The sequence below is a fragment of the Sessilibacter corallicola genome, assembly GCF_021290925.1.
GTDB lineage: Bacteria > Pseudomonadota > Gammaproteobacteria > Pseudomonadales > Cellvibrionaceae > Sessilibacter > Sessilibacter corallicola.
In genome coordinates this window covers 985,147-999,088 of sequence record NZ_JAJSLX010000001.1, presented here as the reverse complement: position 1 = coordinate 999,088, position 13,942 = coordinate 985,147, and the positions used below count along the sequence as shown (strand labels likewise).

General features: G+C 46.8%; 13 protein-coding genes. 8 read left to right on the top strand and 5 right to left on the bottom strand.

All coding sequences use genetic code 11. The features are described from left to right. Nucleotide 1 precedes the first annotated feature (1 nt). The 3 genes from smpB to LU361_RS04160 all read right to left on the bottom strand — a co-directional run bounded on the left by smpB (nucleotide 2) and on the right by LU361_RS04160 (nucleotide 3,505). Nucleotides 2-481, bottom strand: a complete 480-nt coding sequence (gene smpB, locus LU361_RS04170) for an SsrA-binding protein SmpB (protein WP_233087114.1) — start codon at nucleotides 479-481, stop codon at nucleotides 2-4. Between the two features lie 213 nt (nucleotides 482-694). After that, nucleotides 695-2,041 (bottom strand): sodium-dependent transporter, encoded by a 1,347-nt coding sequence (locus tag LU361_RS04165; protein ID WP_233087107.1) that lies wholly within the window; start codon nucleotides 2,039-2,041, stop codon nucleotides 695-697. A gap of 42 nt (nucleotides 2,042-2,083) precedes the next feature. After that, on the bottom strand, nucleotides 2,084-3,505 hold the full coding sequence (locus LU361_RS04160) for a sodium-dependent transporter (protein ID WP_233087105.1): 1,422 nt from the start codon (nucleotides 3,503-3,505) through the stop codon (nucleotides 2,084-2,086). Between the two features lie 423 nt (nucleotides 3,506-3,928). Here LU361_RS04160 and LU361_RS04155 point away from each other — a divergent pair, with 423 nt between their 5' ends. The 3 genes from LU361_RS04155 to LU361_RS04145 all read left to right on the top strand — a co-directional run bounded on the left by LU361_RS04155 (nucleotide 3,929) and on the right by LU361_RS04145 (nucleotide 5,222). Beyond that, nucleotides 3,929-4,195, top strand: coding sequence for a hypothetical protein (locus tag LU361_RS04155; protein WP_233087099.1), 267 nt, complete (start codon nucleotides 3,929-3,931; stop codon nucleotides 4,193-4,195). A 21-nt stretch (nucleotides 4,196-4,216) separates the two neighbouring features. After that, the gene (locus LU361_RS04150; protein ID WP_434064652.1) at nucleotides 4,217-4,648 is read left to right on the top strand and encodes a type II toxin-antitoxin system RatA family toxin; all 432 of its coding nucleotides are present in this window, start codon (nucleotides 4,217-4,219) and stop codon (nucleotides 4,646-4,648) included. 256 nt (nucleotides 4,649-4,904) lie between these two features. Then, nucleotides 4,905-5,222, top strand: a complete 318-nt coding sequence (locus tag LU361_RS04145) for an RnfH family protein (RefSeq protein WP_233087098.1) — start codon at nucleotides 4,905-4,907, stop codon at nucleotides 5,220-5,222. Between the two features lie 253 nt (nucleotides 5,223-5,475). Here the strand turns inward: LU361_RS04145 and LU361_RS04140 are convergent, their stop codons facing one another. After that, nucleotides 5,476-5,922: an outer membrane protein assembly factor BamE gene (locus tag LU361_RS04140; protein WP_233087097.1), complete on the bottom strand. Its 447-nt coding sequence runs from the start codon at nucleotides 5,920-5,922 to the stop codon at nucleotides 5,476-5,478. Nucleotides 5,923-5,997: 75 nt separating this feature from the next. Between LU361_RS04140 and fur the strand changes: the two genes are divergently transcribed. Continuing rightward, nucleotides 5,998-6,408 (top strand): ferric iron uptake transcriptional regulator, encoded by a 411-nt coding sequence (gene fur / locus LU361_RS04135; RefSeq protein ID WP_233088197.1) that lies wholly within the window; start codon nucleotides 5,998-6,000, stop codon nucleotides 6,406-6,408. Nucleotides 6,409-6,541: 133 nt separating this feature from the next. Here the strand turns inward: fur and recN are convergent, their stop codons facing one another. Next, complete coding sequence (gene recN, locus LU361_RS04130; RefSeq protein WP_233087096.1) at nucleotides 6,542-8,194, bottom strand: DNA repair protein RecN; 1,653 nt, start codon at nucleotides 8,192-8,194, stop codon at nucleotides 6,542-6,544. A gap of 479 nt (nucleotides 8,195-8,673) precedes the next feature. Here recN and grpE point away from each other — a divergent pair, with 479 nt between their 5' ends. The 4 genes from grpE (at nucleotide 8,674) to dapB (ending at nucleotide 13,646) form a co-directional block, all read left to right on the top strand. Then, a complete protein-coding gene (gene grpE, locus LU361_RS04125) occupies nucleotides 8,674-9,249 on the top strand; it encodes a nucleotide exchange factor GrpE (RefSeq protein WP_233087095.1) in 576 nt (191 codons plus the stop codon). 169 nt (nucleotides 9,250-9,418) lie between these two features. Further along, the gene (gene dnaK, locus LU361_RS04120) at nucleotides 9,419-11,350 is read left to right on the top strand and encodes a molecular chaperone DnaK (RefSeq protein WP_233087086.1); all 1,932 of its coding nucleotides are present in this window, start codon (nucleotides 9,419-9,421) and stop codon (nucleotides 11,348-11,350) included. Between the two features lie 260 nt (nucleotides 11,351-11,610). After that, nucleotides 11,611-12,732 (top strand): molecular chaperone DnaJ, encoded by a 1,122-nt coding sequence (dnaJ, locus tag LU361_RS04115; RefSeq protein WP_233087085.1) that lies wholly within the window; start codon nucleotides 11,611-11,613, stop codon nucleotides 12,730-12,732. Nucleotides 12,733-12,839: 107 nt separating this feature from the next. Next, on the top strand, nucleotides 12,840-13,646 hold the full coding sequence (gene dapB / locus LU361_RS04110; RefSeq protein WP_233087084.1) for a 4-hydroxy-tetrahydrodipicolinate reductase: 807 nt from the start codon (nucleotides 12,840-12,842) through the stop codon (nucleotides 13,644-13,646). Nucleotides 13,647-13,942: the final 296 nt, after the last annotated feature.

Here is a 13,942-nt window from a genome sequence, read left to right as displayed (position 1 = left end):
TTTAGCGCGCGCGCATCACGCGGGATTTTTGTCGATTCCAGTCGCGCTGCTTTTCAGTATCGCGCTTGTCGTGCATTTTCTTACCCTTAGCAATGGCGATTTCGCATTTCACCATGTGCTGCTTCCAGTATAGCGAAAGTGCAACAATGGTATGGCCTTTTTGCTCGGTGGCATCTTGCAGCCGGCTGATTTCTTTGCGATGCAACAGCAGTTTACGGGTGCGGGTGGGATCGGTCACAAAGTGGGTAGAGGCCGAAATCAGTGGCTGAATTTGTGAGCCCAGCAGCCAAGCTTCGCCATTTTTGAAGATTACGTAGCTGTCGGTGAGTTGGCCTTTGCCTTCGCGCAAGCTTTTTACTTCCCAGCCTTGCAGGGCCAAGCCCGCTTCCATCTTTTCTTCTATGTGAAAATCGAAACGTGCACGTCGGTTTTGGGCAATGGTGTTACTGCCCGGTTTTTTCTTCTTAGATTTACTTGCCATGGCGGCGGATTATAGGCAGTTGTGGGCGCGGATGAAATAGCGCGAACGCTATTATTTGCGGCTTTCGTTGACTGGTTGGGTTGAATTCGGATAAATCCATACAAAAGTATGTTTGCTGGCTGGGTATTGGGTTAGATGCAGTAGAGGTCGTGGTGTGGAATGGGTTAGCGCCTTCGTAAGATAAGAAAAGCGCTAACCTCATATGAGCAACGGCTAGCCGCGCAAGCTTTGTACAAAGTTTGCCAAAATTAATACCGGGCAGATAAAGCGCACGTAGTAGGGCCACACTTTCCAAAACATGGTGTTTTCTGCGTCGTTCATCCCGCTTTTAATGGCGTTTAACACGTGGTTACGATGCCAGATCCAGCCGACAAATAAACACAACATAATGCCTAAGATGGGCTGGCTGTAGACGGTGGTAAAGTTAATTACCAAGCCAAACAGCGCATCGAAATTTAATAAGATCACGATGGAAATCACAAAGATGGCCGAGCCAATCAACAGTGTTGCTTTCGGGCGGCTGGCTCCGGTTTCTTCGGTGGTAAGCGACACCGGCACTTCCAGCATGGAAATACTGGAGGTTAATGCCGCGATCGACATCAACAAGAAGAACGCGAACGCCACAAACACGCCTACCGAACCCATCGATTCAAACAGGGTTGGCAATACCTGGAAGATAAGATCAGGCCCGGCAATTAAACTGCCGGAATCGGTGAAGATGGTGGTGCCGTATTCTTTGGCAACGTAGATCGCCGGAATAATGAGTAAGCCCGCGATAAATGCGATGCTGGAGTCGGTAAAGGTAACAATTGCGCCAAGCTTGGGTAGGTTTTCTTTTTCGCTGAGGTAAGAGCCGTAAATCAGCATGGTGCCCACACCGAGCGACATGGAGAAAAAGGCTTGGCCCATGGCATCGAGCACAAGCTTAGGATTGATCTGGCTAAAATCCGGCAGTAGGTAAACTTTTAAGCCTTCTTTGGCGCCATCTTGGGTGAGTACGTAGATAATTAAGGCGATTAGCAGCACGAACAACAGCGGCATTAAACGGGTCGACCAGCGCTCGATACCAGCGGTGACACCGCGTGAAATCACGAACATGGTCAGCGCCATAAAAATGGTTAAGAACACCAAGTTACGGTCGAAGGAGAAACCCGTTAACCAGCTGTTGTACTCGGTAATACCGACGATATTAAGTGTCGATTCGCCCAGATACGACAGCATCCAACCGGCAACAATGGCGTAAAAGCTTAAAATTAAACTCGCGACAATAATGCCGTAAACGCCCACGGCAACGCCAAACCAGGGTTGGCCGACATCGCCGGAAATACCTTTAAGAGCGCTGACGATATTACTTTTGGAGTGGCGGCCAATAACAAGCTCTGCCATCAGTGCGGGATACGCTAGGCAGTAGGCCAAAATAAAATAGACAACCACAAATGCGGCACCGCCATTACTGGCGGTTTGGGTGGGGAATCCCCAGATATTACCGAGGCCAATAGCGGAACCTGCCGCGGCCATGACAAAACCGGTTTTGGACGAAAATTGTTCCCTAGAGGCCATGGAATACTCTGTCTTCCTAAAATGCTTTGTATCGAAATCGGTTTAAATCAGTGATATGCCGAAGAACTTCGCCAATACCGTATTGATAAATACCAAGATTAAAATCACTGGAATAAAGGTTCCGAGTGAAACATTAATGTACTTCTCAACCAGTGACCCTTTGTAAGTGGGTTCACCGTCTTCCAGTTCTTTATCGAAGTTTTCTTTGCGCCATTTGTAGACCACAAAAATACAAATCAAGAAGCCATTCAACGGCAAAATGGTGTCGTAGAAGACGTCTATCACCACGTCAAACAGCGATTTGCTTTGCCCCGCATAATTGGTGAAATTAGTGAAAAAGTCGACCATTCCAAACGAGACAAAACACGCCAAGCTGCACACCAAAATGGCGCTACCCACCATGATCAGCGCTTTGGTACGGCTGATACACAACTGATCAATGGCCGCAGACACCGGAACTTCGATGATTGAAATTAATGACGTAAGTGCGGCGAAAAACACCAATAAAAAGAAGACGGCTGCTACGGTACTCGCTCCGGTGTAACCGATGGTGTCTTGCATGGCGAGGAAGATTTTCGGCAAGAAGGTGAAGATAAGAGAGACCGAGGAGCTGGATAATTCTTCGGTATTGGTGTCGGGATTGAATGAGAAAATGGCGGGTAATACTAATAAGCCTGCGGTGAAGGCAACGGTGGTATCGGCAAGTGCGACCAATCGAGCTGATCCGGGAATGCTCTCGTGGTAGCCCATATAGGAGCCGTAGGTAATTAGAATACCCATGCCCAACGACAGCGAGAAAAACGCTTGTGACATTGCACCGTTAATCACACTGGCGGTAATTTTGGAAAAGTCTGGAATCAGGTAATACCGAACTCCGGCCATGGCGTTGTCGCGGGTAAGAATAAAGATCACCAAGGCAATGAGCATGATGAACAAGGCCGGCATCATAATTTTTGCGCCGCGTTCAATGCCTTTTTGCACGCCCACAAACAACGTGTAAGCAATAAAAATAGAAACGACGACTAAATATAAGAACAAGACCTTGGAATTGATGAAATCGCCAAAGAACTCGCCGTTCGACATCTGGTTTAAATCGCCGCTGATAATGGCAAGTAGGTAACCAAAGATCCAAATGGTTAACACGGTGTAGAACACGGCAATCATGAACGGTGTCACTACCGCCGAGATTCCGGCTAAGTGCCACAGCTTGTTGTTTTTGGCGAAGTGTTGATAACTGCCTAAGGGGCCGCGCTGGCTGGCGCGGCCGGCGGCGAATTCAGCCATCATCACTGGCACGCAGACAAAAAACACGAACAACGCGTAGATAAATAAGAATGCTGCGCCGCCATTTTTAGTGGCGTTGACTGGAAATCCAACCAGATTACCAATACCAACCGCTGAACCTGCTGCCGCGAGAATAAAGCCTAGTCTAGAGCCAAAATGCTCTCTGACGTTTTTAACCATAGATGAGAATCTTCCAATACTAATTGGCTTATAGAACTCCTGATAAACGGCGAGGCATTCATCAGGTGTTGCTTAAATAAAAGCGGCGGATACTATCAATTTTGCAGCGATTTGTCGTTCACTTGGCACTTGTTCACACGAATTGGCTGGGTTGTGTTAGAAGACTAAAAAACAGAGAGTTGCTGGTAAAAGCAGTTTGGATTTGTCGTTCGAGAATGGGGCGTTTGGAGGCCGGTATTTTCTGTTCTCAACGTAAATCGGCTATAACTCGTGCTCGTTGGGTTTCTAACGTTACCTATCCAATACGGTTTATGGTGCGTATTTCAAAACAACACCGGTTTATCTGGCCAGTCAGGTGTTTTGAGAATTTGCTCAAGTTGGGTGTTTGGGTGCTGTTTTTGACTGATCATTACAGTTTGTTGATTGCGTCACCGTGTAGAATCAATCCTTGGCAGTGCTAAGGCAGAACTCTACAATCGCCCTTGGCCTTATGACGAAAGAATCCGTCAATGCCGCCAGAAATTCTTGCAAATCACCGAATGTAAGGGTTTTTGTTTGATTTTAAGCAGTTTTGAATCAGTTTTCGCGATGAATCGGGTGTTTGCGCCGGTTCTGCCTGTTGAACTGGTGCTGTGGACGATTGCAGCGTCTTGGCAGCTTTGGCTGTCTAAAGAACACTGTTCAAGCTAATTTAAGAATTTGGTAACTATCGTGACAACTGTAGAAAGATCCGCCCTCGTTAATTTTTCCGATCGTCAAATGTTTGATTTGGTCAAAGACATCGAACGTTATCCTGAGTATATGGACGGTTGCAGTGGCGCGACTATTTTGGAGCAAGGGCAGGATTGGGTGGTTGCTCGTTTGGAGTTGAGCAAGGCGAAAATTACCCAGAGCTTTACTACACGCAACACCATGACTGAACCCAATGAAATCGGTTTGGAGTTGGTTGACGGCCCGTTTAAATACTTCCGTGGCCACTGGAGTTTCAAACAATTAAAAGACCAAGCTTGCAAGGTTCAGCTACGATTAGAATTTGAGTTCAAAAATAAATTGGTGGCTATGGCCGCAGGTAAATTGTTTGAAACTGTTGCCACTCATCAAGTGGAATCTTTGTGTCGTAGAGCCAAACAAATATACACCTAGAATATTTATGGCTAATTGACGAGTAAATTAGTTTATTTATAGAAAGTATTCAGATTAAGTGTTTGCGGTTATTCATGCTCTAATCGGAAACATAAAACGGCGAACAGCCTTACTTGTTTTTGAGTTTGGGTAATTTGAGTTTAAGTAAAATGATGTTCGCGATTGAGTACTGAACATATAAGTACCAAGCACACTAACGGTTTCAATAAGTTTGAAACCAATAAAGTCTTATTGTTATTAGAATAGTTTTAAAAACATGTCACACGTAAACGTTATTGTGGTTGAAGTTGCCTACGCATTACCTCAACGGCAGAAAATCCTCTCTCTTGAAGTAGAAGAAGGAACCACGGCACTCGAAGCCGTCGAAAAATCGGGTATTGCGTCTGAGTTTCCTGAAATTGATATCTCCTCAGCAAAGATGGGTATTTTTGGTCAGGCACTTGGCACCAAAGGATTAAAGGCACCGAATCAACATGTGCTGCAAGCCGGTGATCGTGTTGAAATTTATCGCCCGTTAAAATCGGATCCGAAAGAAGCACGCCGACGCAGAGCGGAAAAATCAGCAAAAAAGTAAAAGGCTGAATAGGCGTAAGCGCCAGTTTCTTGTAAAGAACTTAAATAAAAATAATACGTTAATATCGATCTAAATAAGCCCTGAATAATCGGGCTTGGGCGGGTTATTTGCGGTTTAGTCAGAAGACAAATTTGCAAAAAATAGAAGTGAGCGGCACATCCCTGTGTCGCAGGAAGCTTCAAGATAACCTATCATGCTTATGTAGGTCTCTGAATTTCCTTAGAAAATATAAGGTTAGGCGCTAGATGAGACGTTAATAATCAGAACTTTCTGACGAGTTTTCTGAACTATTGTCGTCTTCGTTGTTGCTAGCAGTCGGTGCTTCGACCGTCTCTTGGGAATTCTCTGGTAACAATGTTTCGGGAATCTTAAATTCCTCACTCGCGACCAAGTACTGTAATTTATCGTCTTGAAAAACTACGGTGACATAATGGCTGAACTCTCGGCCATTGGGGTCGGTGAAACTGTAAAAGTAATCCCAGCGATCATCGGCAAATGGATCATCAATAAGTGGTGTTCCTAAAACAAAGCGGACCTGACGTCGGGTCATGCCCGGTTCAAGTTCGTCGATCATATCTTGCGTGATTACGTTACCTTGCTGGATAACGATTTTATAAACACCCGGAAATTTGAGATAGGAGCAACCACCTAACGCACTTAACAGGATAGCGGTTAACAACAGGCGTACCGTTTTTTGCATAGTAGGGGTTCCACATTCGAAAACGAACGGGGATAATACTCAAACGATTTAATTCTGGATAGACTCGGGGATAAAATAAACGTGGAAAATCACGAACTTAGAAAGGCAGGTCTTAAGGTTACATTGCCAAGGGTCAAAATCCTGCAAATATTAGAATCTTCCGAGCAGCGCCACTTGAGCGCAGAAGATGTATTCAAATCACTGATGGAATCTGGTGAAGACGTTGGTTTGGCAACGGTTTACCGAGTTTTAACTCAATTTGAAAGTGCTGGATTGGTTGAGCGCCACAATTTTGATGGTGGTCATTCAGTTTTTGAGCTTGATCGTGGTGATCACCATGACCACATGGTTTGCGTGGATACTGGTGAAGTGATTGAGTTCCACAGCGAAGAAATTGAGCATCTGCAAGAGAAAATTGCCGAAGAAAATGGTTTTGAACTGACCGGCCACAGCCTGGTTTTATACGTTCGCCGTAAAGAAGGCTAAGTTTCTTGGAGCGCGCTGTCGATGAGCGCGCTCTGGTTTTGATTGTTCCTCTCTGAATCCGATTCTGATTCTTGCCCCTTCTTCCTTTCTCTCTTTCTTTTTTCTTCTAATTAGTTGTCTGTTTGACGTTCTGTTAATGGTTCAGCATAGCTTTGGCGTGCGCTAAAGACTGCTCGCTTTGCTTGCCGCCGATCATGCGGGCGATTTCAGCAATTTTCTGATCTTCATCCAGAGAAATAAGTCGGCTCGACGTTGTTTTTCGGCTGAACTGCTTTTCTACTTGAAAATGCTGATGGGCTTTCGCCGCAACTTGGCCGAGATGAGTAACGCAAATAACCTGACCACGTTTTCCGAGTTCTCTCAGTAACGAGCCGATAACATCTGCGGTTTCGCCACCAATGCCAACGTCAACTTCGTCGAAAACAAGCGTGGGAATGCGCGACGTTTTTGCAGTGACCACCACAATGGCAAGGCTGATTCGAGACAGCTCGCCGCCGGAGGCCACTTTTGCCAACGCTTTGGGTTCATTGCCTGGGTTGGTGCTGATTAAAAACTCGATGTTCTCAAGGCCGTGTACGCTGAGCTTTTCATTTAACGGCGATAAAGCAATGGCAAAGCGAGCGTTCGTCATGGCGAGCTTTTTGAGCTGACCGTTCACTGCTTTGGTGAGTTTCTCGGCCGCTTTTTTTCGCTCATCGGATAAGACCTCGGCAATATCGAGGTACGCCTGTTTTGCCTGGATTTCCGCTTCAATGAGTTCGTTCAGGCGTTCAACGCTGGTTAGGTTTTCGAGTTCGTCACACAAAGCTTGGTGCAGCTCGATTAGCTTGCTTGGGTGTACTTTGTGTTTGCGTGCGCATTGGTAAATACACGACAAACGCTGCTCAACGTCTTCGAGACGTTCGGGATTAATTTCGGTCGCACTGACGAAATCGCCAATTGCATTATTGGCTTCTTGAATTTGAATTTCCGCGCTGGTCATTAATTCCAGAGCGTTGGCAAGAGGCGGGTGGTCTTGCGCCAATTCGCCAAGCTTGTGAATGGCCAAGCGCAATTGGTTATCCAGCCCGTATTCCTCTTGCTGGGAAATGTCGATGACTTGCTGGCAGGCGTGTAAGTTGGATTCTGCATTGGCAAGATTTTTTTGCTCTTGTTCCAGTGCTTCTAGCTCGCCTTCTTTTAGATCGATTAAATTCAGCTCTTCAACTTGGAAACTCAATAACTGCTGGCGTTGCTCGGTTTCTTGAGACTGCTGCTGTAAATCGTTGAGTTTCGATCGTAACAAATGCCAGTATTTGTAAGCGGACTCGACTTTATCGGTGAGGGAAGAAAGATTACCAAATTCATCCAGCAGTTTTCTGTGAGTGTCTTTTCTTAACAGCGATTGGTGTTCGTGCTGGCTGTGGATATCAATCAACATATCGCCGAGTTCACGCAACTGACTCATGGTTGTTGGTTGGCCGTTGATGTAGCCGCGCGAGCGACCTTCTGCGGTGACGACGCGTCGCAAAATGCAGTGATTGCCATCGTCTAAATCGAGTTTGTTGAGCCAAGCTTTGGCGGCGGGAATTTTCCTCACATCAAAGGACGCTGAAATTTCGGCTTTTGAGCTGCCGTGTCGCACGCGATCGGCGTCGGCTCGGTCACCTAATGCAAGGCCGAGTGCATCGAGCATGATGGATTTGCCCGCTCCGGTCTCACCGGTTACGGCAGTCGTTCCACGGTAAATTTCTAAATCGAGTTTATCGACCAGGGTGAAATTCTGAATGCTGAGATGAGTTAACACGGAGTCGGATTCCTCTAGAAGCTGACTGCATTGTTGTTGATTGCGCGCGCTTGGTGTTAAGTCGCGCTTGGCTCAAGGGTTCGAGCGACAATTTTTGAGTGTGCAAATGTGTGAGTGTGCAATATGCAGTTCTTGCGATCCCGCTTGGGGGAGGAAAAGTTCACTGAAGATCGCGCCATCACAATAGTGTTTATTTATACAGTATTTTGTTGGTTTACGCCAAGAGCTTGATGATGATTTTTTTATCAGATTTGCGAATTTGTCACCAATTGTTGATCGAGAATGTATGGCGAGTTGCTGTGCTCGGTTGTTTAACAGCCGTTGCCAGATCGGGAAGTTCGATTGTGGAGATAGTGTTGTCGGCGATTTTTTCCGCAAAAAATTGCTGACAAATCAAAAAAACTGCCCTTGAAGGACACTGGCAAGACCCCATATAGGGTGGAGCTTAGCGAACCTAACCCTTAAAGATATCGGAGTGAATGGTGTCCAACGAAGAAGAGAAAGTAACTTCGCAAGAACAGGGCGAAGCGGTTAACCCAGAAGTGGAAGTCGAATCAGAAGAAACCGAGCACGGCGCTGGCGATGAAGAGCAAGCGTTGGATTCTCGAATTGCAGAGTTGGAAGACCAACTTGCTCAAGCTCAAGAACAAGTGATTCGTGCTCAAGCCGAAGTGCAAAATGCGAGACGTCGCGCTGAGCAAGACGTTGAAAAAGCACATAAGTTTGCCGTTGAAAAGTTTGCCAACGATATGTTGCCGGTCGCCGACAACCTAGAGCGTGCGGTTCAGTCGTTCGAAGGTGCTGACGAAGCATCTAAGCCTTTACTTGAAGGTGTTGAGTTGACGTTAAAGACGCTTGTCGATGCGTTAGGCCGAAACAATCTTGAAGTGGTTGATCCTGAAGGACAGCCGTTTGACCCGAATTTGCACCAGGCAATGACGATGGTGGAAAACCCAGACGTTGAGCCAAATACTGTGCTTAATGTTTTTCAAAAGGGCTACACCCTAAACGGACGTTTAGTTCGCCCAGCGATGGTTGTCGTCGCCAAAGCCTAAGTGATCGGCTGAATTTATCAGGCGGAAAATTTGCGAGATTTTTCCTTGCAATGAGTCTTGAAATCAATCAAGGCGCGCCAATATAGACAACAAGCAAAAAAATTGCCCACAGCGCGAATCAGACCGCGCGGGAACGTAAGAAACTTATTCGATTTTTTGGAGATAACAGATGGCCAAAATTATTGGTATCGACCTGGGTACAACTAACTCATGTTTGAGTGTACTTGAAGGTGAAAAAGCAAAGGTTATTGAAAACGCAGAAGGCGATCGCACCACCCCTTCAATCGTAGCATTTACCGATGATAACGAAATCCTAGTTGGCCAGAGCGCAAAACGTCAGGCAGTCACTAACCCAACTAACACGCTATTTGCGGTAAAACGTTTGATCGGCCGTAAGTTTACTGACGACGTCGTGCAAAAAGACATTTCTATGGTGCCTTACACCATCGCCGCTGCCGATAACGGTGACGCGTGGGTTGAAGTTAAAGGCGAGAAAAAAGCACCGCCACAAATCTCCGCTGAAGTTTTGAAAAAAATGAAGAAAACTGCGGAAGATTACCTTGGTGAGACCGTTACCGAAGCGGTAATTACTGTGCCTGCATACTTCAACGATTCTCAGCGTCAGGCCACCAAAGACGCAGGTAAAATCGCGGGCCTAGACGTAAAACGTATTATCAATGAGCCAACCGCAGCAGCGTTAGCCTACGGTATGGATAAAGCCAAAGGCGATCGCACCATCGCTGTTTACGACTTGGGTGGTGGTACCTTCGATATTTCTATCATCGAAATCGCTGATGTAGACGGTGAGCACCAGTTCGAAGTATTGGCGACTAACGGTGACACTTTCCTCGGTGGTGAAGATTTCGATTTACGTTTGATCGAATACTTGGCCGATGAATTCAAGAAAGAAAACGGCATTGATCTTCACAATGACCCATTGGCATTGCAGCGCTTAAAAGAGGCGGCAGAGAAAGCCAAAATCGAATTGTCTTCTAGCCAGCAAACCGAAGTTAACTTGCCCTACATCACGGCTGATGCAACCGGTCCTAAGCACTTGGTTGTTAAATTAACTCGCGCCAAGCTTGAGTCTTTGGTTGAAGAGTTGGTGGTTAATTCACTGGCGCCTGTAAAACAAGCACTTGCTGACGCTGATCTTTCTACCTCTGAAATCGACGATGTGATTTTGGTAGGTGGTCAGACTCGTATGCCAATGGTTCAGCAAAAAGTCGCTGAGTTCTTCGGTAAAGAAGCGCGCCGCGATGTAAACCCAGACGAAGCAGTTGCTATGGGTGCAGCAATTCAAGGTGCGGTACTGTCTGGTGACGTGAAAGACGTATTGTTGTTAGATGTAACCCCGCTAACGCTTGGTATTGAAACCATGGGTGGTGTTGCGACTCCGTTAATCGAGAAAAACACCACGATTCCTACTAAGAAATCACAAGTGTTCTCAACTGCTGATGACAACCAAACTGCGGTAACTATTCACGTAGTTCAGGGTGAGCGTAAGCAAGCGGCACAAAACAAATCTTTGGGTCGTTTCGATTTGGCTGACATCCCACCAGCACCACGCGGCATGCCACAAATTGAAGTAACCTTCGACATCGACGCCAACGGCATCTTGAACGTAAGCGCAAAAGACAAGGCGACTGGCAAAGAGCAGTCTATTGTCATTAAAGCGTCTTCTGGTTTGAGCGATGACGAAATCGAAAACATGGTACGCGACGCAGAGGCGAACGCTGAAGCTGATAAGCAATTCGAAGAGTTGGTTTCAGCGCGTAACAACCTTGACGGTTTGATCAGCGCCACTCGCAAAACTTTATCGGAAGCTGGCGACAAAGCGACCGAAGAAGAGAAAACCGCTATCGAAGCTGCAATCGCAGAAGCTGAAACTGCGGTTAAAGGCGACGACAAGGCTGCAATGGAAGCTGCGTTGAACAAATTGACCGAAGCTTCTGGCTCTTTGGCTCAAAAAATGTACGCAGAACAGCAGCAAGCTGGCGGTGACGCAGGCCCTGGTGCAGCTCCTGGCGGCGACGATAAAAAAGCCGATGACGGCGTGGTAGACGCGGAGTTTGAAGAAGTTAAAGACGATAAAAAATAAGTCTTAAAACCTGCTCGGCGAAAGCCAAAAAGGGCAGGTTTAGGAGCGCCGACGGTGCTCCGCTTCAAATTCGTTGTTTTCCAGCGCGGGCTTGCCCGCGTTTGCTGTTTGTAGTCATTACCAAAATTGTACTTGGTTTTGCGTTGTTTCCCTTCTTAACCGTGAACAGCGTCCGCCAATTGCTGCAAATACTCAGGTTGTCTTCGTGATTAACCACGCTCGAACAACAGTAATCCAACCATCACGCAGAATCATTATCCATGTCCAAACGCGATTATTACGAAATTCTCGGCGTAGACCGTAGTGTCTCAGATAAAGACCTGAAAAAAGCCTATCGTCGTGTGGCGATGAAGTACCACCCCGACCGTAATCCCGATGACCAAGCGGCGGAAGAAAAGTTTAAAGAAGCTAACGAAGCCTACGAAGTGCTCTCGAACGATCAAAAGCGTGCAGCTTACGATCAGTACGGTCATGCCGGTGTCGATCAATCCGCTGGTGGTGCGGGCGGTGGTTTCAACAACTTTAGCGACATTTTCGGCGATGTCTTCGGCGATATTTTTGGCGGTGGTGGTCGCGGCGGTCGCGGAGGCCCTGCGCGTGGTTCGGATTTACGTTACACGTTGGATTTGGATTTAGAAGACGCGGTTCGTGGCACAACGGTGAAAATCAAAGTCCCAACACTGGTTGCCTGTAAAACCTGTGACGGAACTGGTGCTAAAAAAGGCTCAACTCCAAAAACCTGTACCACTTGTGGTGGGCACGGCCAGGTGCGCATGCAGCAGGGATTCTTCTCTGTTCAGCAAACCTGTCCTAATTGTCACGGTAGCGGCAAGGTTATTTCCGATCCTTGTACCGATTGTCACGGTCACGGCCGTATTGAAGAAACAAAAACTCTGTCTGTAAAAGTGCCGTCTGGTGTTGATACTGGCGATCGCATTCGCTTGGCTGGCGAAGGTGAAGCGGGAGCCGATGGCGGTCCGGCGGGTGATTTGTACGTTCAGATGAACATTCGCCCACATTCCATCTTCGAGCGTGAAGGAAACAATCTATACTGTGAAGTGCCGATCAGTTTTGTCGATGCGGCGCTTGGTGGTGAGTTGGAAGTTCCGACGCTGGATGGTCGAGTGAAGCTCAAGGTTCCAGAGGGAACTCAAACCGGTAAATTGTTCCGTTTGCGCGGCAAAGGTGTTTCACCTGTTCGCGGCGGAGCAACGGGTGATTTGATGTGCCGCGTATTGGTTGAAACTCCGGTGAGCTTGTCGGCAAAACAAAAAGAGCTACTGCGTGAATTTAAGGCGTTGGTGACCGACGACAAACACAGCCCTAAACAAAGCACGTGGTTTGAAGGAATGAAAAATTTCTTCGGTGATATGAAGCTCTAATACACTCAAGTAAAAGTTCTGAGTGTTTTATAAATTGACGACACGCCACTGTATCGCGAGAAACTCGATGACCTGATCGAGTTTTCTTGAATTTGACGGAGAGAAAAATGACAACTGCGATTGCAATAACCGGTGCTTGCGGCCGAATGGGTAAAATGCTTGTTGAATCTGTGCATACCAACAAAGCAACTTCTTTGGTGGGTGCGCTAGATCATCCAGGTTCTAGTTTAATTGGTAATGATTCGGGTGAAGTTGCGGGTGTTGGCCGTATTGGTGTTCCTGTGCTTGGGGATTTGTCCTCTATTATTTCTCGCACAGAAGTGATTATCGATTTTTCCACTCCGAGTGCGACATTAGCCAATGCGCAAATTTGCGCAGATAACGGCACCCCTATTGTTGTGGGAACGACCGGCTTTTCCGACGAAGAAAAGCAACAGCTGACTGAGCTGTCTTCAAAAATTCCAATGTGCATTGCCGCAAACTACAGCACGGGTTTGAACATCAGTCTTAAATTATTAGAGTTGGCTGCTAAAGCGGTTGATGAAGATGTGGATATCGAAATAGTCGAAGCCCATCACCGTCACAAGGTTGATGCACCTTCTGGTACCGCATTGGTGATGGGTGAAACCATTGCAAAAGCTCGCAATTTGGATTTTAAAGAGTTTGCCCTGTTTGCTCGTGAAGGCATTACTGGTGCGCGCCGCAAAGATACTATTGGTTTCTCAACCGTTCGCGGTGGCGATGTGGTTGGTGATCATACGGTGATGTTTATGGCTGACGGTGAACGCCTTGAAGTAACTCATAAAGCTTCTAATCGTATGGCGTTTGCGCACGGTGCCGTTCGCGCTGCAACTTGGTTGGTGAAGAAAGAGCCGGGCGTTTACGACATGCAAGACGTGTTAGGTCTGTCTTAGTCTTAACCTTACCCCCTTCCTAATATACGAAAAGTGAGTGGCAACCGTTGCTCACTTTTCTGCTTTTCTTGCGCACTTTTCAACATTGAGTTTTGGCTGTTGCTGTTCCCTGTTCTGGAGGCTTAAGCGGTTCAGTGTGTGAATGCGTGTCGAGCTGAGATTGTTTTCTGGGTATTTTATTCTGCTTTGACGTGGACAAGTCTCGGCCGATTCACTAAAATGCGCCGTTAATTTCAGGCAGCTAAATCATTTATAGGCAGGGCCTAAATCCACATTAATTGGATTTATTTAGGTAT

Excerpts from the sequence above, each read along its gene's own strand:
- smpB (WP_233087114.1), bottom strand. The coding sequence starts at position 481 with ATGGCAAGTAAATCTAAGAAGAAAAAACCGGGCAGTAACACCATTGCC.
- LU361_RS04165 (WP_233087107.1), bottom strand. The coding sequence starts at position 2,041 with ATGGCCTCTAGGGAACAATTTTCGTCCAAAACCGGTTTTGTCATGGCC.
- LU361_RS04160 (WP_233087105.1), bottom strand. The coding sequence starts at position 3,505 with ATGGTTAAAAACGTCAGAGAGCATTTTGGCTCTAGACTAGGCTTTATT.
- LU361_RS04145 (WP_233087098.1), top strand. The coding sequence starts at position 4,905 with ATGTCACACGTAAACGTTATTGTGGTTGAAGTTGCCTACGCATTACCT.
- LU361_RS04140 (WP_233087097.1), bottom strand. The coding sequence starts at position 5,922 with ATGCAAAAAACGGTACGCCTGTTGTTAACCGCTATCCTGTTAAGTGCG.
- grpE (WP_233087095.1), top strand. The coding sequence starts at position 8,674 with ATGGTGTCCAACGAAGAAGAGAAAGTAACTTCGCAAGAACAGGGCGAA.
- dnaK (WP_233087086.1), top strand. The coding sequence starts at position 9,419 with ATGGCCAAAATTATTGGTATCGACCTGGGTACAACTAACTCATGTTTG.
- dnaJ (WP_233087085.1), top strand. The coding sequence starts at position 11,611 with ATGTCCAAACGCGATTATTACGAAATTCTCGGCGTAGACCGTAGTGTC.
- dapB (WP_233087084.1), top strand. The coding sequence starts at position 12,840 with ATGACAACTGCGATTGCAATAACCGGTGCTTGCGGCCGAATGGGTAAA.